A 19,448-nucleotide genomic window follows, 5' to 3' on the forward strand; every position below is an offset into this window, starting at 1 on the left:
GGGGATCAGACCCCGGCGTACGAGTGCTTGCCGGTGACGAAGATGTTCACGCCGTAGTAGTTGAACAGGAAGCACGCGAAGGCGATCAGCGCCAGATACGCGGCCTTGCGGCCCTTCCACCCGGCGGTGGCGCGCGCGTGCAGGTAGCAGGCGTACGCGACCCAGGTGATGAACGCCCAGGTCTCCTTCGGGTCCCAGCCCCAGTAGCGGCCCCAGGCGGCCTGCGCCCAGATCGCGCCCGCGATGATGGTGAACGTCCACAGCGGGAAGACCAGCGCGTTCATGCGGTACGCGAACTTGTCGAGGCTCGCCGCCGCGGGCAGCCGGGACATGACGTCGGCCCAGCGGCTGTTCTGCGTGCGGTTGGCGGCCAGCGCCGTCTCGTAGCGGTCGCGGAACAGGTAGAGCAGCGTGCCGACCGCGGCGAGGTAGAAGATCGCGCCGGAGATGATCGCGCACGACACGTGGATCCACAGCCAGTACGAGTGCAGCGCGGGCACGAGCTGGTCGCTGGAGGTGTAGAGCACCGACAGGGCCAGGCCCAGGTCGAGCAGGACCGTCGTGGTGAGGAACAGACCGATCCAGCGGACGTTCTTCTTCAGCACGAGCAGCAGCAGGTACGCGCCGACGGCGACCATGCCGAAGGTGGTGGAGAACTCGTACATGTTGCCCCACGGGGGGCGCTGTACGGAGATGGCGCGGAAGAGGACGCCGCCGAAGTGCAGCAGCCAGGCGAGGGCCGTGAAGGCCACCGCGATCCGGCCGTAGAGGTCGCCCTTCTCGTCGTCGCCCGCGGCGCCGGGGCCGTCGGCGATGCCGCGGTCGCTGGCGGAGGCGCGGGTGATGACCTTGGGGACGATGCTCGGGCGCGGGCGCTCCAGGGTGGTGGTGGCGCCGCCGCGCTGGGCGACCTTGACGGTGACCGCGGGGGCCGCCGCCTTGGCCGCCTCGGCCTCGCGCGTCTCCGCGGCGAGGGCCGCGGACTGCACGGCGACCTTGCTGCGGCTGCCGAAGACCCACTCCGCGAGGTGCGCGAGGAAGGCCAGCGCGTACACGAACATCGCCGAGCGGATCAGGTAGTTGCTGTAGTTCGCGAAGTTCTCGTTGACCGCGGACGCGATATTCACGCGCGGGCTCCTTCGTCGTCTGTCCGGGGGGTTGACTCTACGGGGACCGGATTGTCCGGTTGGCCGGTGCCCTCGCCGGGGCTCTCGACCGTGTTCTCAGCGTTCTCAGCGTTCGCTGCGTTATCGGCGTTCTCGGCCTTCCCGGCCGTCTCGGCGTTCCCGGCGGAACTCCCGACCGGGTCCTCGTCCTCGTCCTCGTCCTCGTCCGGGAGGGCCGGGGCCTCCGGCTGGAGCTGGAGCGCGATGTCGCCGATCTCCTCGGCGATCCGCACCGACTCGCTGCGGCCGAGGCCGCCCATCTCGACCACGGTGGTGCCGTCGGGGCCGGGCACGGCGCGCACCCAGATCCTGCGGCGCTGGATGAACAGCGAGCCCATCAGGCCGAGGATCGCGGCGACACCGCTGATCAGCGCGGTCTCGTTGCCCGACTGGTGGGAGACCTGGAAACTGGCCCAGGTCTTGACCCCGGTGAAGGTGAGGCTGCCCGCGCCGTCCGGCAGGGTGATGGCCTCGCCGGGCTTGAGCGCGACGGCGTTGATGCCGGGCGTCGAGGTCTCCAGCTTGAACTGCTTCATCTTCGTCGTGTCGAGCTGGTAGACGTTCTTGGAGACGCCCCCGTCGATGCCGAGGTCGCCGTGGTAGGCGTTGAGGAACAGCAGCGGGCTCTCCAGGCCGGGGAAGAACGAGCGCGGGCCCTGGCCCGCGTCACCGGTCGGCGTGAAGTAGCCGGTGAAGGCGAGCTGCTGCGGCTTGCCGTCCTTGCCGACCGCGTCGGGCACCTTGATCGTGCCGGTGGACGTGATGTTGCTGTCCTGCGGCAGGAACGGCACCGGGCCCCGGAAGGCCACATTGCCCTTGGCGTCCTTGACGGTGACGATCGGCGCGTAGCCGTGGCCGATCAGATAGACCTTCTCGCCGCCGATGCTCAGCGGGTGGTTGGTGTCGATCGTGCCCTTGACGGGCTTGCCGTCGGCGCCGTCCCAGTAGTGGATGTTGGCCTTGAAGACCCGCGGGCTGCCGATGTCGGGCCCGCTGGTCTCGTACGCGGAGTCGAAGCTGTCGAGCTTGAAGCCGAACGGCTTGAGGTCGTCCGCGGTGTAGAGGGTGGACGGCGAGAAGTCGTCGTACTGCGTGAGGTTGTTGGTGAAGCCGTCGCCCTCGACGATCAGCTTGCCGCCCTCGGCCTTGTTCAGCGAGGTGACGGCGAAGGAGATCAGCAGGCCGAAGAGCGCGATGTGGAAGAGCAGATTGCCGGTCTCGCGCAGGTAGCCCTTCTCCGCGGCGACCGAACCGCCGCCGCCCTTGCCGTCCTTGCCGGTGCCGTCGCTCAGCGCGGTACGGAACCGGCGTCCGCGCAGCGCCTGGTGCGCGGCGTGCAGCACCTGCTCGGGCCCGGCGTCGGTGCGCCAGGTCGAGTACGCGGGCAGCCGCGTGAGGTGGCGCGGCGCGGCCGGCGGCCTGGCCCGGAGCTGGCCGACGAACTGCCAGGTGCGCGGGACGATGCAGCCCGCGAGGGAGACGAACAGCAGGATGTAGATCGCCGCGAACCACGGCGAGCTGTAGACGTGGAACATCCCGAGCCGGTCGTACAGCGGGCTGATGCCGGGGTGGGTCTTCTTGAACGCCTCGACCTTGAGCGCGTCGGAGTGCTGCGGGATCAGCGAGCCGGGGATGGCGGCCAGCGACAGCAGGAAGAGCAGGACCAGGGCGATCCGCATCGAGGTGAGCTGGCGCCACATCCAGCGCAGCAGGGCGAGGGTGCCGATCGCGGGCGCGCTGCGCAGGGTGTCGACGGGCTGGGTGCTGAGCTGCGCGCCCGCGGCGCCCAGCCCGTCGCGCTCCTGGGGCGCTTCGCCGCCCGTGCCCTTGTCGTTGCCCTCGCGCGGCTCGCGCTCGGTTTTCTCCGTGACGCTCATGGGTCAGACCCCTGGGGTGAAGCTGCTCGACCAGATCTGCATCTGGTAGGTGATGTGGTCCCAGACGCCGGTGACGAGGAGGACGCCGACCGCGACGAGCATCGCGCCGCCGGCGCGCATCACCCACACGTAGTGGCGTTTGACCCACGCGAACGCGCCGAGCGTACGACGGAAAGCTATGGCGGCCACGATGAACGGCACACCGAGGCCCGCGCAGTAGAACGCCATCAGCAGCGCCCCGCGGCCCGCGCTGGCGTCGTTGAAGGCCAGCGCGTTGACGGCGCCGAGAGTGGGGCCGACGCAGGGCGCCCAGCCGAGGCCGAAGAGCAGACCGAGCACCGGCGCCCCGGCCAGGCCCAGCGCGGGCCGGTAGTGGAAGCGGAATTCGCGCTGGGTCAGGCCGCCGACGATGCCCATGAAGGCCAGGCCGAGAACGATGGTGAGGCCGCCGAAGATCTTGGAGAGGATCTGCCGGTGCACGAGCAGTTGCGCGCCGAAGTTGCCGAACAGGGCGCCGCCGGAGACGAACAGGGCGCTGAAGCCGAGCACGAACAGCGACGAGCCCAGCAGCATCCGGCCCCGCTTGGCCTCGGCGAGGTCGGTGCCGGTGACGCCGGTCACGTACGACAGATAGCCGGGGACCAGCGGCAGGACGCAGGGCGAGAAGAAGGAGATCAGCCCGGCGAACATGGCGATCGGGATGGCGGCCAGCAGCGCCCCGGTGAGCACCGTCTGGTTGGGGTCGGTCGCGGCGCTCAGGGTGACGACCGCGGCGGCGGCGCTTGCCTGCACGTCACTTCTCCGCGATGAGCGGGTCGATGATCTGGTGCAGGTCCTCGACGCTGAGCGGCTTCAGCGCGCGGACGGCGAGCTTGCCCTGCCGGTCGATGACGAGGGTGGCGGGCAGGCTCTGCGGGTTGAGGCTGCCCTTGGGGAAGCGCAGGATCAGCGAGCCGTAGGGGTCGTACAGGCTGGGGTACGGGATCTCGAAGCGCTTGTCGAAGCGTTCGGCGTTGGAGACGTCCAGGTCCCGGGTGTTGATGCCGAGGAACTGCACGCCCTTGTCCTTGTCGGCGTTGGCGACCTCGGCGAGGTTCGGCGCCTCCGCGCGGCAGGGCGCGCACCACGAGCCCCAGATGTTGACGACGACGACCTTGCCCTTGTACGCGGCCAGGCTGTCCGTGCCGCCGGTGACCGTCTTGCCCGAGATGTCGGGGGCGGGTTTGCGGTCGGCGGCCTTGAGGACGTTGATCTCGCCGGTGCCGCCCATGAAGTTGGTGTTGTCGGTCCCCGAGGTCGAGGTCGACGAGCAGGCGGCCGTCGTCATCGCGAGCGCGGCGGCCCCGACGAGTGCCGCGGCACTGCGGGGAAAGCGGCGTCGGAGGGCGCGCGTAGGACTCATGTGAAAAGTTTCGCATGGGCCTTCGCGCGATCTTCCACGCCCCCGACGCCAACCCCAAAAACGGCAATTGCCCCAAGTAAGGATCAGGTAGTCGCGGTTCCGGCGCCGACCGGCGCCTTGCCCGAGCTGCTGGTCCCGCCGCTGCTCACGGCGGGGGCGGCGAGGAATTCCCGCCAGCCGCCGGCGGGCGACTGCCCGACCTCCAGCGTCCTGAGCTTGTCCAGGACGGCCGGGTCCTGCGCGTCCAGCCAGTCCACGTACTGCCGGAAGGACACCATGCGGATGTCGCCGTTGTTCGCCTTGTCGCGGGCCGCGGCGACGTGCTTGAACGCTTCTTCAACGGCGTCCATGTAGATCCCGCCGTTCCACTGCTCGAAGTGGTTGCCGATGTAGAACGGCGCGCGGTTGGTCGAGTACGCCCGCTCGAAGCCCGCGATGTACGAGGCGGTGGCCTGCCGGCGCCAGCCCGGGTAGTTGGCCGGGTCGGACTTGGTGGCCGCGTGCGACTGGTTGGCGAGCATGTTGTAGTCCATGGACAGCACCTCGAAGGAGTGTCCGGGGAACGGGATGAGCTGGAGCGGCAGGTCCCACAGGCCGCCGCGCTTGGAGGGCCACACCTGGTTGCCGCCCGGCGAGCTGGCGTCGTACCGCCAGCCGAGCGCCTTCGCGGTCGGCAGCAGATTGTCCTGGCCGAGCAGGCACGGGGTCCGGCCGCCGACCAGCTCCTTCTCGTAGTCGAAGGGCAGCGGGTCCTGGTCGTGCCAGCCCGTGCTGGTCTTCCAGCTCTTCACGAACGACTTGGCCTGGTCGATCTCGCTCTTCCAGTCGGTCGACGTCCAGCGGCCGACGGTGCCGCTGCCGCCGCAGAAGTGACCGTTGAAGTGCGTGCCGATCTCGTGGCCGTCCAGCCACGCCTGCCGGATGTTGTCCAGCGTCATCCGGACGTGCTGGTCGGTGAGGTAGCCGATGTCCGAGGCGCCCTGCCGGTTGTTCGGCGGCGCGTACTGGAGCTTCTTGCCCTCCGGCAGCAGGTAGAGCCCGGACAGGAAGAAGGTCATGGACGCGCCGTGGTTCTCGGCGAGCTTGCGGAAGCGGGGGAAGAGGCCGTTGCCGACCTCGCCCGCGCCGTCCCAGGAGAAGATCACGAACTGCGGCGGCGCCTGGCCGGGCTCCAGCCGCTCGGGCCTGGGCTGGTTGGGCTGCGTCCCGGTGTACGCCGTCGATCCGTCGCCGATGAGGGTCACGGTCTTCTTCGGGGCCTGGCGGCCGCTCGCCCCCGACTTCTCGCCGGTCTTGCTCGCCACCGGCGTCGCTCCGCCGCCGCTCACCCCCTTCCCCGTGCCGCAGCCGGCGACGCCGAGCCCGGCCGCCGCCGCCCCAGCGCTAGTGGTCAACAGGGTCCTGCGGCTCATGGCGCACATCGTGGAACGGTCCCGTCTCTCGGCTTCTCCGGCCTGACGGCCGAGTGGGCAGAAAAGTGGTCACCCACCATGACGTTCACAAGTTCCTCGCGGTTACGCGGCATGCGGCAAAACTTGCCGAGGTTCCCTCGGGTGGCTCCGGTTCTTCACTCGCCCAGTGGACGGGTGCGCCCCGGCCGGGGCGCGGGGCGGCGAGTCCTAGAGAAGCCGGGCGGGGACCAGGTCCCGCGCGGGCTCGCTGTAGCCGACGGAGACGATGCGGTCGCCGTCGTAGGTGAAGGAGGTCAGGGACGCCAGCGTGCACTGACGGCGGCGCGGGTCGTGCCACAGGCGGCGCCGCTCGGCGTAGCTGCGGGCGATCCAGATGGGGAGCTGGTGGGAGACGCAGACGGCCTCGTGCCCACGGGCGGCGTCGCGGGCGGCGGCCAGCGCGGCCGTCATCCGGACGACCTGGTCGACGTACGGCTCGCCCCAGCTCGGCCGGAAGGGATTGGTGAGGTACTTCCAGTTCGCGGGCTTGCGCAGCGCCCCGTCGCCGACGCCGAAGGTCTTCCCCGCGAAGACGTTCGCCGCCTCGATCAGCCGCTCGTCGGTGCCGACCTCCAGCTCGTGGGCGGCGGCGATGGGCGCGGCGGTCTCCTGGGCGCGCTCCAGCGGGGAGGCCACGACGTAGGTGATGTCGCGCGAGGCCAGGTGCTCGGCGACCCGGTCGGCCATCTTGCGGCCCAGCTCGGACAGGTGGAAGCCGGGGGCGCGCCCGTACAGGATGCCGTCGGGGTTGTGCACCTCGCCGTGCCGCATCACGTGGACAACGGTCATCTCGCTCATGCGTGGGCCTCCGCGGCGGCGCGTGCGGCGGCGGGCAGCGCGGCGGCGATCCGCTCCACGGCCCGCTCGTCGTGGGTGGTCGACACGAACCAGGACTCGAAGGCGGACGGCGGCAGATAGACGCCCTGCGCCAGCATCGAGTGGAAGAAGCCGGTGAAGCGGAATGCCTCCTGCTTCTTCGCGTCCTCGAAGTCACGGACCTCGTCGTCCGTGAAGAAGACGGAGAACATGCTGCCCGCGGTCTGCACGCGGTGCGCGACCCCCTCCTTGCTCAGCGCGGCACTGACCAGCTCCCGGATCTCCACCGACACCGCGTCGACGCGCGCGTACGCGGCCTCGTCGAGCAGCCTGAGCTGCGCGAGGCCCGCGGCGGTCGCGACCGGGTTCCCGGAGAGCGTGCCCGCCTGGTAGACGGGGCCCGCGGGCGCGAGGCGGCTCATCACGTCGGCCCGGCCGCCGAAGGCCGCGGCGGGGAAACCGCCGCCCATGACCTTGCCGAAGGTCATCAGGTCGGGGCGCACCCCGTCGAGCCCGTACCAGCCGGAGCGGCTGACGCGGAAGCCGGTCATCACCTCGTCGGAGATGTAGAGCGCGCCGTCGTCGGCGCAGAGCTGCTTGAGTCCGGCGTTGAAGCCGGGCAGCGGCGGGACGACGCCCATGTTGCCGGGCGACGCCTCGGTGATCACGCAGGCGATCTCGCCGGGGTGCGCGGCGAAGGCGGCGCGTACGGCGTCCAGGTCGTTGTACGGCAGCACGATGGTGTCCCCGGCCTGCGCGCCGGTCACGCCGGGGGTGTCGGGCAGGCCGAAGGTGGCCACGCCCGATCCCGCGGCGGCCAGCAGCGCGTCCACATGGCCGTGGTAGCAGCCCGCGAATTTGACGATCTTCGCCCGGCCGGTGAAGCCGCGCGCGAGCCGGATCGCCGACATCGTGGCCTCGGTGCCGGACGACACCAGCCGTACCTGCTCCAGCGGTTCGACCCGCGCGACCATCTCCTCGCCGAGCGCGACCTCGCCCTCACCGGGTGTGCCGAAGGACGTACCGCGCGTGACCGCTGCCTGGACGGCGGCGATCACCTCGGGGTGCGCGTGGCCGAGAATCATCGGTCCCCACGAGCAGACGAGGTCGACGTACTCGCGGCCGTCGGCGTCGGTGAGATAGGGGCCCGTGCCGGACACCATGAACCGGGGCGTGCCGCCCACGGCGCGGAAGGCCCGCACCGGGGAGTTCACACCGCCTGGTGTCACGGCCGCCGCGCGGTCGAAGAGTTCCTGGGACACTGGTGCTTCGTACGGATAGCTCACACGCACATGCTCTCAAATGCCTGGCGTTGCGCGGCAACGTCTCAACCCTGCATCTGAGACGATGATCGGGTTGCGTGGTTGGGTCTGCGGATGGTCGGGTAGTGGAATGCAGCAGCGCGGTGGCGGACCGGGTGAAGGACCGGGCGAGCACGAGCCCGAACGCGCCCGTCCCACCGGCAGGCGACGCCGTCCCGCGAACCCCGCCGACCGTGTACCGGAAAACCGTTCAACCGCGAGCGAGGGCAGGAGCAGGGGTGGCCGAGTGGGGGTGACCTACAAGTATTTCGGTGCGCCCGACGGCGCCACCGCCGCACGCGTCCCGATCTCCATGCGCCCCGAGGAACTCGGCGGCGACGAACTCGGCCACGGCATGTACACCAAGGTCAAGCCGGAGACGATGGCCGCGATGGTCCTCACCGGCATCGAGGGCATACCCCCCGCCAAGGTCCCGCCGCTCGAACTGGTGGTGCTGCACCCGGACTACGCGGTGGTACGGCTGCCGCACTCGGTCGTCGAGCCGCTGCGCACCGCCAACGAGGAATCGCTGGGCGCCGCCGCCTTCATATGGTCCACCGTGCCGGACCGACGCGGTCCGAGAGACGCGTTCGTGATCTACCAGATGCTCCATGAATGGCAGGATTTCGCCCGCCGCTGCGAGGAGTCCGGTCACCAGCTCTACTGTCTCGTCTGGCCCTGACCGGCCGCCCCTTCCTCTCGCGTCTTCCTCGTTCTTCCCCGCCTTCGCGGACCTACGCCGCACACTCGCGCCCGACTCCGCGCCACCGCGCGCCTTCTCCGGGCCGCCCGGATTGCGCGTTTCCGGCCAACTGGTGACTGGCGGATCACCGCAACGGCTTGCATGCGCCAAATACCCCCCGCAATACGGGATATCGCACCCTCAAGCGCTCAATTTCCCGCGCGCGCCGCCGACTCCTCGTACAGCTCGATGTCGGCCAGGCCCGAGCCGGGCGTCACCAGACAGCTCACGAGAACCTCGTGCTTCTGCGCGGGCTCGGCGCACTGCCAGGTGCCCGCGGGGACGAGCATCTGGAGATGGGTGACGGGATAGTCATGTCCCGGTCCCAGCAAGGTCGTTGAAGCCTCCGCCGAGCCGTTCTCCACCGGGGCCCCGCCGGTGCCGCCCTGGCGCAGCCGGAGCTGGCCGCCGCGCCGCCACAGCCACAGCTCGTCCGAGCTCACCCGGTGCCAGGACGACCGCTCCCCCGGGCTGAGCAGGTAGTGGATCAGTACGGCGGTCGGCCGGACACCGTCGAGACCCGGCACGGGCACCTCGACCGGTGAGGTGTAGACCCGGCCGTACCAGCCGCCTCCGGGATGGGGCTCAAGGCTCAGTTCATGCGCGGTACGCGGACGTAGACCCATATGACACCTCCTGCGCCACTACGGCTGCGCCCGCGGAGGCGGACGCCGTACCGTCGCGGCGACCGTACCCCGCGGGGGCGGCGGCACCGTAATCAGGCCGTCTTCAGCGTCTTGATCACGCCGTGTTCGGTCACGCCGTGTTCGGTCACGCCGTCTCGGGTCACGCCGTCTTGAGGCGGAGGATCAGGGTGATCACCGACAGCACCGCGAGGAAGGCGGGGAAGGCGGCGACCTGTGCCGGGTCGTGGACCTTGAGGTGGGTGCCGGTGGCGCCGATCAGCAGCAGGACGGCGCCGGCCGCGGCGGCGACGCCGAGCGGGGCCCAGGCCAGACCGATCAACAGGCCACCGCAGGCGGCGATTTCGAGCAGGCCGATGGCTCGGGAGAGGGACAGGGACAGGCCCAGGTGCTCCGCGGTCTCGGCGGCCTTCGGGTGGTTGATCACCTTGAAGGTGCCGAGCGCGGCGAAGACCAGCGCCAGGACGAGGGACAGCACGACGGTGACGGCGAACATCGGGGCTCCGGGGTGAGGGGAAGGCTTACGGGGACGCGTACGGCCGTCAGATCCAGCTCGACAGCCGGCCGAGCTGGGGGATGATGTGCGCTTCCTCGAGGTCCAGGTGGGCCGCGAGGTGGTCGGCGAGCGCCTGCACGGCGTCCTGCGCCGTGGCCCAGTCGGCGTCGGGCAGCGCGCCGACCGACGTGATCATCGCGTCGAGCAGCGAGCCGAGCGCCAGGTGGTCCGCGGTGAGCCTGTCGACCACCGGGCGCAGCTCGGGGGCGATGCGCAGCACGGCGGGGAAGATCCGGAAGTCCTCGATGGAGTGGTGCGCGTGCACCGTCTGGCAGTACATGTCGCAGAACGACTTGAGCTGCCAGGCTGCCTGACGCAGCGTCAAGTCGTCCATGCGGGCGTGGACTTCGCCGAGCGCGGCCGGGTCCTTCGCGGCGAGCAGCCGCAGGGCCTGGCCGAGCGAGTCCAGGTCGCGGCGCAGGGCGGCGTGCGCGCCGAGCAGCGTACTGACCATGGCGCGGCCCGCGGGCGTGGTGGCCGTACCGCCGCCGCCCGTACCCGGGGTCTGGGGCGTGCTCATCGGTTCGCGCCTTCCTTGCTCACCGCTTCGCGGACCGCCGGGACGACCTCGGCGTGGAAGGTCTCGATCTGCCGGGCGTGGTCGGCCATCGGGGTCAGGACGAAGGCGCTGACGCCGCCGTCGAGGACCAGTTCGGTGAGCCGTTCCGTCCACGCGGCGCTGCCCTCGTTGAAGGGCGCGCCGCCGTTTCCGTCGATCCGGCCGATGATGTTGTAGAGCCGCCGGACGTCGGACGGGGCGCGGCCCGCGGCCGAAGCGGCCTCGTCCATGCGGTGGTTGAGCGCGATGACCGCGGCCGGGTCGAGGTAGGGGAAGCTCGGCAGCCAGCCGTCGCCGAGGCGCGCGGTGACCTCCAGCATCCGGGGCCGGTACGCGCCGAGCCAGATGCCGATCGGGTGCGCGGGCGCGGGTCCGGGGACGACGCCCTCCAGCCGGTAGTGCTCGCCCTCGTACGCGGCGGGGGCGTCCCCGGCCGCCCACACCCGGCGGATGACCGCGACGGCCTCCTCCAGGGCGTCGATGGCGACCTTGGGCGAGCGGCGCGGGCCGCCCATGCCGCCTCCGCCGTGGTCGGCCGCGGCTCCGGCGCCGAGGCCGAGTTCCACCCGGCCGCCGCTGATCAGGTCGAGCGAGGCGGCGGCCTTGGCGAGCATGGCCGGGGGGCGCAGCGGGAGATTCGCCACGTCGGGGAAGAGCCGGATGCGCTCGGTGCGGGCGGCGAGCACGGACAGCAGCGTCCACGCCTCCAGGGCGGCGCCCATGTAGGGGTGGTCCATGAGGCCGAGTAATTCGAAGCCGCGGCGGTCGGCGAGTTCGGCGAGCCGGATCAGCTCGTCGATCCGGGCGGCCTCCGGGTTCAGCGCGATGCCGAATTCCAGCGGATGGACGCGCTCGGCGGTCGTCGGGGCGGGTGCGGTCACGGGCTCGGACATGAGTGGTCTCTCCGGGGGTTCGGCGTGAAGTCGTTGTCATTAAAGCCGTCGGCCGCGGGCCCCCGCTGTACCGTTGGCGTGACGGTAATTGACGCTGGGCGTCAGGAAAACTGACGGTGCCACGGGGCGGGGGGACTGCGGCGTGCTGGACGTACGGAAACTGCTGCTGCTGCGCGAGGTGGAGGCCCGGGGCTCGATCGCCGGGGCCGCGCAGGCGCTCAACTACACGCGGTCGGCGGTCTCCCAGCACCTGTCGGCGCTCGAAGCGGAGACCGGGGTGCCGCTGCTCGACCGGACGAACGGCAAGGCGACGCTGACCGCCGTCGGCCGGTTGCTGGTCAGGCACGGCGAGGACATCCTGTCCCAACTGGAGACCGCTGAATCGGAGTTGCTGGAATTCAGCGGACAGGTCTACGGCGACCTGCGGGTCGGGATGCCCTTCCACGAGGGCCCGGCGCTGCTCGTGCCGGTGCTGGCCGGGCTGCGGCGCGACCATCCCAACCTCCGGATCACCTTGCACGACGTCCGCAGGAGCGAGGCCCGGCAGGCCGTGCGGCTCAATCAGCTCGACCTGGTCGTCGCCTCCCGCTACGACCAGATCCCCGAGCCGGACGTGCCGGGGCTGACCGAGGAGCCGGTCGCGGGCGACCGCATCCGGCTCGCGGTGCCGCCGGGCCACCCGCTCGCGGAACAGGGCGGGGCCGGGAAGCCTCTGCCGCTGGCCGACTTCGCCCGTGACCCCTGGATCTACGACGAGGGCTCGGCGCTCGGCCGGCTGACCCTGCACGCCTGCCACGGCGCCGGGTTCGCCCCGGACGCCGTGGCCGAGACCGACGACATGCAGGCCGTCCTCGGCCTGGTCTCCCACGGCTGGGGCGTCGCCCTCGTCCCCGACCTGGTCCCCGACCGCCCCGGCTTCCCCGTCGTCCGCGTCACCCCCGCCGCCCTCACCCTCACCCGCCACGTCACCCTCGTGGCCCGCACCGGCACGATCGCCTGCCCCTCGATCTCCGCCGTGCTCACTGCCGTGAGGTCCCTGGTCAACACCCGCCCCCCGACCCCCGCAGCCCCCACCCCCCACTGACCGCCGCACCGGCCGACGAGACCGCGCCCGGCACCTCGACGCCCCCCGCAGGCCGCACGTGCCCGGCCCGGTCAGCCGTCCGCCCCGAGTCCGGACAGGCCAGGACAGGCATCGAGGCCGGCGCCTCAGCGCACCCGCGCGGGCGGCGCGGCCCGCAGGGGCCCGCTGAGGCCGGTCGCGCGGCGCGCGCGGCGCGGGGGCCGATTGGGCTGCGGGCCGGACGGCGCACGCCCGCCCGGAGGGCTATTTGCGGCCGGTTACCAGGGCGACCGGGCCGTCGAGGGGTTGGGCGGAGCAGGAGGTGAAGCCGGTTTCCTCCAGCCAGCGGACGCAGTCGGCGCCGGTGTAGTCGAAGCCGCCGGGGCTTTCGAGGAGCATGTGGAGGCTGGTGAGGAGGCCGAAGGCGTTGACGCGGCGGTCGTCGTCGATCATCGACTCGTAGACGACGACGGAGCCGCCGTCCGGCAGGGCCTCGTACGCCTTCTTCAGGAGCATCCGCTTGGTGTCGAGGTCCCAGTCGTGCAGGACGCGGCCGAAGACGACGACGTCGGCGGTGGGCAGGGCGTCGGTGAGGAAGCTGCCGGGCTCGAACCGGAGCCGGTCGCCGAGCCCGGCGCGCCGTACCGTCTCGTGGAAGGTGGGCGCGACGGCCGGGAGGTCGAAACCGGTGCCGCGCAGGTGCGGGTGCGCGGTCAGTACGGTGTTGAGCAGGATGCCCTCGGAGCAGCCGATGTCGACGACGGTCGTGACGTCCGCCCAGGCGAAGGCGGCGGCCAGCGCCTGCGAGGCGGCGAGCGAACCGCCGGTCATCGCCTTCTGGAAGCGGCTGGTCAACTCCGGGTCGGCGTACAGGACATCGAAGGGATTGCCGTCCGCTCCCCCCACGTTGTTCTGCGGCTCACCGGTCCGCAGCGCCTCGGTCAAGTGCCCCCAGGACTGGTACCACTGCTCCTGCGCCATCTCCAACAGGCCCCCGATGTACGTGTCCTGGGCGCGGTCGAGGAAGGCCGCCGTGTCGGGCGTGTTCGCGTACACCCCGTCCGTCCGCTCCAGCAGGCCGAGCGCGACCTGGCTGTCGAAGAAGTCGCGGGCGCCGCGCGGGTGCAGACCGAGGCGGGCGGCGAGCGCGGACGCGTCGGCCGGGCCGTGGGCGGCGAGGTCCGAGTACACCCCCAGCTCCACGGCGGTCAGCAGCACCTTGGACTGCCAGAATCCGAGGCCGAGTTGGACCAGCCGGTCCTGGGGGTTGCCGACGGGCGGGCGGGACGCAGTGCTCACGGCGTGTCCTTCCTGGGGTGGGGTACGGGCGCAGGCGGGTGGGTCACAGGGGTCACAGCACGACGGCGGGGAAGGGCGGTGACGGCAGCGGCACCCGGCGCCTGAAGGCCGTGGCAGCCGTAACGGCGGTGGCGCGAGCCCCCGCGCGCGGATAGCTCCCGAGGAAGCTGGCCCGCGCCCCGACGTCGGAGAGCGAGGCGACGGCGTGGCGGACCCGCTGGTCGTCGATGTGGCCCTCGACGTCCACGAAGAAGCGGTAGTCGCCCAGGCGCAGCCCGGTCGGCCACGCCTGGACCCACGCGAGGCTGACGCGTCCCGCCGTGAAGACGGACAGGATTCCGGGCAGCGCGGCCGGTGTGCCGTCGCCTGCCGACACCAGCAGGGACGTACGGTCCCGGCCGGTGCGGGCGGGCGGCACCCCGGCGCGGCGGACCATGACGAAGCGGGTCACGGCGTTCTCGCGCTCGCCGATGTCGGTGGCGAGCACGCGCAGCCCGTACCGCTCGGCGACGGCGGGCGCCGCGACGGCCGCGTCGCGCGGGTCGCCGGACCGGGCCAGGTCGCGGGCGGCGCCCGCCGTCGAAGCGGCGGCCTCCGTCACGGCGTTCGGGAGCCTCAGGCCGAGCCAGCGCCCGCACTGGGCGAGCGCGTGCGGGTGGCTGCGGACCCGCTCGACGCCGTCGAGAGTGGCGCCGGGCAGGCCCAACAGCGCGAAGCTGACGCGCAGTTCGGTCTCGCCGACGATGTGCAGGTCGTCGGTGGCGGCGAAGCCGTCGAGGGTGGCGGGCACCACGCCCTTCAGGGAGTTCTCCACCGGCACCATCGCGGCGGCGCAGTGGCCGCGCCGTACGGCCTCCAGGGCGTCGGCGACGGTCGGATACGGCTCGCACACCGGCCCCGACCCCGACCCCGACCCCGGCCCCGGCCCCGGTCCCGGCACCCGCGTGCCGAGCGCGGAGCGCAGCGCCGCCTCCGTGAAGGTGCCCTCGGGCCCCAGATAGGCGTACCTCATGAGGGCCGCTCCCTCAGCTCTCGATGAGGCGGTGGAAGAGGACGGTGTCGAAGATGTCCTCCATGGCGGTGGCCCGGCCGTCGCGCATCGTCCAGGAGTGGACGAACTGAAGGGTCTCGGTGTGCCCGGTCAGCGAGGTGACCTGCCGGATGCCGAAGACCACGATCCGGTCGCCGGACTCGATGAACTCCAGCGGCTCCAGGCGCATTCCGCCCAGCACGGTGGGGACGTGGGCGAGGAACTCCTTCACGCCCGCGTGCCCCTTCTTCGTACCGCCGAGCCCGTAGGTGTCCATCCCGTCCGGGTGCACCCAGTCGACGTCCGGGTGCAGGATCGCGAGCAGCCCTTCGACGTCGCGTTCCGCGAAGGCGCGGTAAGCGGCCCGGACCGCCTCGGAGTTGCTACGCCCGGACACCGGCGCCCACCTCCCCGGCGCTGTGCTCGCGCAGGTGCCCGGGGTACATCGCGGCCAGGGTGCGGCGGATGCCGTCGCGCCAGCCGACCTCGCAGGGGCCGGTCAGCTCGCGGCGCAGCGCCGGGTCGAACTGGTAGGTCTCGCGGGTGACTTCGGACGGCACGAGCGTGGCGGTGACCCCGGTCAGCTCCTCCAGGTACCGCACGCAGTCGGTGATGCCGACCGCTTCGTCGCCGCCCCAGTTGACGAGCGTGGTGGGGACGGCGGCGGCCTCCCACAGGCGCGGGACCTGGCGGACGAGGTCGTCGGTGTAGAGGAGCGAGCACCAGTTCTGGCCCTCGACGGGCACGGGGATCGGCTCGCCGGCCAGCATCCGCTTGAAGTAGAGCATCGGGACGCCGCCGTAACCGCCGGGCCCGTAGGCGATGTTGAGCCGCGCGATGGTGGTCGGCAGGCCGAGCACCTGGCCGAAGGCGCGGACGGTGCCCTCGGCGGCGATCTTCCCTACCGGGTACGCGGGCAGCCAGTCGGCCTTGCCGTCCACGGGGTCGGTCTCGGTGTAGCGGTGGTCGAGGGTCTGGCGGGCGTAGAGCGCGCCGGTGGACACGTACAGGAAGGCGTCGGCGCTGCGGCAGTGGGTCATCAGCCGCCCGGCGGCGATGGAGTTGACGGCGACGGCCGCGTTGAAGTCGCCGTCCTCGCCACGCCGGACGGCGGAGTGGACGACGTGGGTGAAGTCGTCGGGGAGGCCCTTGAGGGTGTCGGGGCCGAGGTCGTCCATGTCCCAGCGGAAGGTGGTGATGCCGCTCGCGGTGAGTTCGGCGGCGACGCCGGGGGTCCCGAAGCGGCCGAGACACCAGACGTCGTTGTCGGCGGCGAGCGCTTCGGCGACGGGCCTGGCGACCTGCCCCGTGCCGCCGGTGACCAGGATCTTCTTGCCCTTCACGCTGTCACGTCCCCGGTGTCGGTGTCGGTGTCGGTGTCGGTGTCGGTTTCCGCGTCCGCGTATGCGTCTGCGTCTGCGTCTGCGTCACCCATGGCGCGGTCCAACTCCGTGCGCAGGATGGCCTGGAAGGCGGCGACGTGCTGCGGGCCCATCAGCGTGTAGTGCTCGCCCGGTACGTCGATGTAGTCGTTGGGCCCGGTGGTGTAGTCGTCCCAGCGGCGCAGTTCGTTCTCCAGCCAGTCCTGCTTGGTGCCGCGCAGCGGGACGGCGTAGAAGACCTTCATCGAGCGGACGGTGCCGCTCGGCTGGTAACCGCGGCCCAGGTCCGTGAGGCCGTCGGCGAGTTCGGCCCAGGCGGCGAACTTCTCCGCCGTCAGGTCGAGTTCGGCGAGCCGGTCGGCGGGGGCGATGTCGATGAAGTGCTGGAGCTGCCGTTCGCGGGGCAGCCCGCGCAGGGTGCCGGGGATCTCCAGCGACTGCTTCTTGTTGATCAGGGCCAGGAAGAAGGCGAGGTTGGCGGCGGTCTCGACGAAGTCCAGTTCCTCCATGCGGTACTTGATGTGCGGCGGGAGGTTGAAGCTGCCGACGAAGTCGACGCGTTCGCCCCGCGCCTCAAGGACCTTGGCGATCTCGAAGGCCACCGCGCCGCCGTAGGAGTAGCCCGCGACCGCGTACGGCCCGTGCGGCTGCTTGGCGCGGATCGCGTCCACGTAGGCGGCGACCATCTCCGCGAAGGTGGCGAAGGGCTTCTCGCCGCGGTTGAAGCCGCGGGCGCGCAGCGCGTAGAAGGGCCGGTCGGCCACGAAGTACTTGGCGAGGTTGACGAAGACGAGGACTTCGCCGACGCCGGGGTGCACGCAGAACAGCGGGGTCTTGCCGCCGCTGAGCTGCATGGGGACGATCGGGTCGTACGGCCGCTCGCCGGTCGTGGTGTCCCCGGCGGCGAGGTCGGCGGTGATCCGGGCGGCCAGGTCGCGGACGGTGGGGGCGGTCAGCACGGTGATGATCTGGAGGTCGGCGACGCCGAGGCGCCGGGCGACACTGAGCCGCAGCCGCAGGATGTCGAGCGAGGTGCCGCCGAGGTCGAAGAAGCTGGCGGTGGCGCTGATCCGGTCGGCGGTGGTGTCGAACATCTCGGCGTAGATCGCGGCCAGTTGCCACTCGGTCTCGCCCTCGGGCGCGGTGTAGCCGCCGAGTTGACGCGAGGTCAGTTCCTGTACGGCCGCGGTGGCGGCGGCGAAGTCGCCGTTCTCCAGGCGCTTGCGCAGCAGGGAGCGCTGGATCTTGCCGAGGCTGGTCTTGGGGAAGGCGCTCTCGGGCAGCGGCAGCAGCAGCGCGGGGCGGAAGCCCCAGTGCATGACGACGGTGGAGCGGACGGCGGTGAGCAGCCGGAAGAGTCCGGCTTCGTCGGCCGCGGGGATCTCGGGGTGGAAGGCGACGACGAGCTGTTCGGTGTCGGCGCCGGGCACGCGCGTGGGGAAGGCGGCGACGAACGAGCGGGCGACGCCGTCCAGTTGCTCCAGGGCGGTCTCGATGTCGTGGCTGTAGTAGTTGACGCCGTTGACGATGACGCTGTCCTTGCTGCGGCCCACCAGGGTGAGCCGTCCGCCGTCGATCCGGCCGAGGTCGCCGCTGCGGAACCAGCCGTCGGCGGTGAACGCGTCGGCGGTGGCCTGGCCGTTGTTGTAGTAGCCGCCGGTGATCATCGGCCCGCGGAGCTGGAGTTCACCGACCTGCCCCTCCGCCAGCGGCCGGTGGGTCTCCTCGTCCGCCACCCGGATGGCCAGGCCCTCCACGGGCAGCCCGAGGTTGGCGAACTCCTGCCCGGCGTCCAGCTCGGGGAAGCCGGTGGAGTAGACGCTGCCCGCGCACGTCTCGGTCATCCCGAAGGCGGGCCACAGCGCGAAGGACGACAGGCCGTACGGGGCCAGTTCGTCGAGGAAGGTACGGCCGGTGGCGCACACGATGGCCTCGCCGCCGCTGATGATGTGGCGCAGGCGGGACAGGTCGAGCGGTTCGCCGCCGCTCGCGCCCTCGGTGACCGAGGACGCCCCGCTCACGGCCGCGTTGACCAGGCCCAGCAGGAAGTTGGGCGTGAAGGTCATGGTGACCCGGTGGCGGGAGAGCAGCCGCAGGAAGTCCAGCGGCTCCTTGAGCACCACCTGCGGCTCGACGTGGAGTTGGAGCGCCCCCGCGTACAGCGGCAGCAGGTGGCACTCCAGCAGCGCCGCGACATGGTCGAAGGACACCCAGTTCAGCGAGGTGTCGGCGGGGGTGAGGCGGTGGAAGCCGTTCTTGCCCGCCATCGACGCCAGCAGGTTGGCGTGGGTGAGCATCACGGCCTTGGAGTTGCCGGTCGAGCCCGAGGTCAGCACCAGCAGCGCCAGCTCACCGGGCTCCGCGTCGTACAGCTCCGCGGCGGGCTCGTGCCCGCGCAGCCCTTCCAGCGGTACGGCCGACAGGCCCGGCACGCGCGGGAGTTCGGCGGCCAGCGCCTCGTCGGCGATCAGCAGCGGCTTGTCGAGCAACTGGTCGACGTGCGCCAGTTGGGCCGCCCAGCGCTCCGGGTCGCCGCGCAGCGGCACCAGCGGGCAGGGCACGAGGCCGCCCAGCAGGCAGGCCCAGAAGACGGTGAGGAATTCGTGCGGGCGCTCCACCAGCAGCGCGACCTTGTCGCCCGCGCGCAGCCCGTGTGCGCGCAGTCCGGTGAGCGTCCGGCGCGCGTCGTCCACTAATTGCGGGTAGGTCTGGAGCCGGGTGGATTCACCGGCCATTCCGTGACAGTAGCGGATGCCCGAGTCCTGGTGCTTTTCCGCGGCGCGCAGCAGCAGGTGCGCGATATTGCGGACGTTCTCGTCGGCGGCGGGATTTTCCGAAGCCTCGCGTAATCGCGGCGCATTGGACATGACTGTGCCGGGTCCTTTCGTCGCACTGTCCGGTTCACCAAGGGAATCCGTGTCAGCAAGCAAGCCTCTGAGCAGCACAGTTGACCGGCGAAGGCGTGACGCCGACACCGTACCGATGTAGCACAGGGGTAACGAAGGAGGTACCTCAGGCAAACTGCCGGAAACACTCGACATTGAGAGAACCGGCCAGCGCGGATTATTTCCGGAAACGCTGGGTGAGGTCGATGGTTGAACTTTAGGAGGTCGCTCACCGCGCATTCAAGGCGGCCAGGACGACATGGCTCAAAGCAGCCTGACGCGACCGCCGCGCAGCATGAATTCCGCAGTTGGCGGCGCTCCACGTGAGATGAGCCACAACGCGGCGGCGCTGGCCGAAAACACGTGACGTACCCGCCCGACC

Annotated in this window: 18 protein-coding genes; 2 read left to right on the top strand and 16 right to left on the bottom strand. The window is 71.3% G+C overall.

The annotated features are described in order from the left end of the window. Positions 1-5 precede the first annotated feature (5 nt). From ccsB to hemL, 7 genes are all read right to left on the bottom strand, one after another. Positions 6-1,127 (bottom strand): c-type cytochrome biogenesis protein CcsB, encoded by a 1,122-nt coding sequence (gene ccsB, locus ABZX65_RS18585; RefSeq protein ID WP_355340528.1) that lies wholly within the window; start codon positions 1,125-1,127, stop codon positions 6-8. Further along, complete coding sequence (locus ABZX65_RS18590; RefSeq protein WP_355340531.1) at positions 1,124-3,043, bottom strand: cytochrome c biogenesis protein ResB; 1,920 nt, start codon at positions 3,041-3,043, stop codon at positions 1,124-1,126. Before ABZX65_RS18590 ends, ccsB begins: the two co-directional genes overlap by 4 nt. 3 nt (positions 3,044-3,046) lie before the next feature. After that, positions 3,047-3,835, bottom strand: coding sequence for a cytochrome c biogenesis protein CcdA (locus ABZX65_RS18595; protein ID WP_355340534.1), 789 nt, complete (start codon positions 3,833-3,835; stop codon positions 3,047-3,049). 1 nt (position 3,836) lies between these two features. Next, positions 3,837-4,445 carry a TlpA disulfide reductase family protein gene (locus ABZX65_RS18600; RefSeq protein ID WP_355340537.1) on the bottom strand — a complete coding sequence of 203 codons (609 nt, stop codon included), beginning with the start codon at positions 4,443-4,445 and terminating at the stop codon, positions 3,837-3,839. Between the two features lie 83 nt (positions 4,446-4,528). After that, positions 4,529-5,866 carry a hypothetical protein gene (locus tag ABZX65_RS18605; protein WP_355340540.1) on the bottom strand — a complete coding sequence of 446 codons (1,338 nt, stop codon included), beginning with the start codon at positions 5,864-5,866 and terminating at the stop codon, positions 4,529-4,531. 198 nt (positions 5,867-6,064) lie between these two features. Then, a complete protein-coding gene (locus ABZX65_RS18610) occupies positions 6,065-6,694 on the bottom strand; it encodes a histidine phosphatase family protein (RefSeq protein WP_355340543.1) in 630 nt (209 codons plus the stop codon). Continuing rightward, a complete protein-coding gene (gene hemL / locus ABZX65_RS18615; RefSeq protein WP_355340546.1) occupies positions 6,691-7,998 on the bottom strand; it encodes a glutamate-1-semialdehyde 2,1-aminomutase in 1,308 nt (435 codons plus the stop codon). Before hemL ends, ABZX65_RS18610 begins: the two co-directional genes overlap by 4 nt. A gap of 106 nt (positions 7,999-8,104) precedes the next feature. Between hemL and ABZX65_RS18620 the strand changes: the two genes are divergently transcribed. Continuing rightward, the gene (locus ABZX65_RS18620) at positions 8,105-8,695 is read left to right on the top strand and encodes a hypothetical protein (RefSeq protein ID WP_223186742.1); all 591 of its coding nucleotides are present in this window, start codon (positions 8,105-8,107) and stop codon (positions 8,693-8,695) included. 209 nt (positions 8,696-8,904) lie between these two features. Here the strand turns inward: ABZX65_RS18620 and ABZX65_RS18625 are convergent, their stop codons facing one another. From ABZX65_RS18625 to ABZX65_RS18640, 4 genes are all read right to left on the bottom strand, one after another. Then, positions 8,905-9,381: a cupin domain-containing protein gene (locus ABZX65_RS18625; protein ID WP_355340549.1), complete on the bottom strand. Its 477-nt coding sequence runs from the start codon at positions 9,379-9,381 to the stop codon at positions 8,905-8,907. Positions 9,382-9,541: 160 nt separating this feature from the next. Further along, a complete protein-coding gene (locus ABZX65_RS18630; RefSeq protein WP_355340552.1) occupies positions 9,542-9,895 on the bottom strand; it encodes a DoxX family protein in 354 nt (117 codons plus the stop codon). A gap of 46 nt (positions 9,896-9,941) precedes the next feature. After that, positions 9,942-10,475, bottom strand: a complete 534-nt coding sequence (locus ABZX65_RS18635; RefSeq protein WP_355340555.1) for a hemerythrin domain-containing protein — start codon at positions 10,473-10,475, stop codon at positions 9,942-9,944. Then, positions 10,472-11,407: an LLM class flavin-dependent oxidoreductase gene (locus ABZX65_RS18640; RefSeq protein ID WP_355340558.1), complete on the bottom strand. Its 936-nt coding sequence runs from the start codon at positions 11,405-11,407 to the stop codon at positions 10,472-10,474. Before ABZX65_RS18640 ends, ABZX65_RS18635 begins: the two co-directional genes overlap by 4 nt. A 142-nt stretch (positions 11,408-11,549) precedes the next feature. Here ABZX65_RS18640 and ABZX65_RS18645 point away from each other — a divergent pair, with 142 nt between their 5' ends. Next, entirely contained in the window at positions 11,550-12,491 is a 942-nt protein-coding gene (locus tag ABZX65_RS18645; RefSeq protein ID WP_355340561.1) for a LysR family transcriptional regulator, read from the top strand. Between the two features lie 243 nt (positions 12,492-12,734). Here ABZX65_RS18645 and ABZX65_RS18650 read toward each other — a convergent pair whose 3' ends face one another. The 5 genes from ABZX65_RS18650 to ABZX65_RS18670 are packed head-to-tail and all read right to left on the bottom strand — an operon-like array spanning position 12,735 to position 19,048. Next, positions 12,735-13,769, bottom strand: a complete 1,035-nt coding sequence (locus ABZX65_RS18650) for a methyltransferase (protein WP_355340564.1) — start codon at positions 13,767-13,769, stop codon at positions 12,735-12,737. Positions 13,770-13,821: 52 nt separating this feature from the next. Further along, on the bottom strand, positions 13,822-14,781 hold the full coding sequence (gene pheA / locus ABZX65_RS18655; RefSeq protein WP_355340566.1) for a prephenate dehydratase: 960 nt from the start codon (positions 14,779-14,781) through the stop codon (positions 13,822-13,824). A 13-nt stretch (positions 14,782-14,794) separates the two neighbouring features. Beyond that, positions 14,795-15,196, bottom strand: a complete 402-nt coding sequence (locus ABZX65_RS18660) for a nuclear transport factor 2 family protein (protein ID WP_355340569.1) — start codon at positions 15,194-15,196, stop codon at positions 14,795-14,797. Further along, positions 15,183-16,142, bottom strand: a complete 960-nt coding sequence (locus ABZX65_RS18665; RefSeq protein WP_355340572.1) for an NAD(P)-dependent oxidoreductase — start codon at positions 16,140-16,142, stop codon at positions 15,183-15,185. The genes ABZX65_RS18660 and ABZX65_RS18665 overlap by 14 nt, the downstream gene beginning before the upstream one ends. Then, a complete protein-coding gene (locus ABZX65_RS18670) occupies positions 16,139-19,048 on the bottom strand; it encodes a non-ribosomal peptide synthetase (RefSeq protein ID WP_355340575.1) in 2,910 nt (969 codons plus the stop codon). Before ABZX65_RS18670 ends, ABZX65_RS18665 begins: the two co-directional genes overlap by 4 nt. Positions 19,049-19,448: the final 400 nt, after the last annotated feature.

This window comes from Streptomyces sp. NPDC003300 (assembly GCF_040610915.1).
Classification (GTDB): Bacteria; Actinomycetota; Actinomycetes; order Streptomycetales; family Streptomycetaceae; genus Actinacidiphila.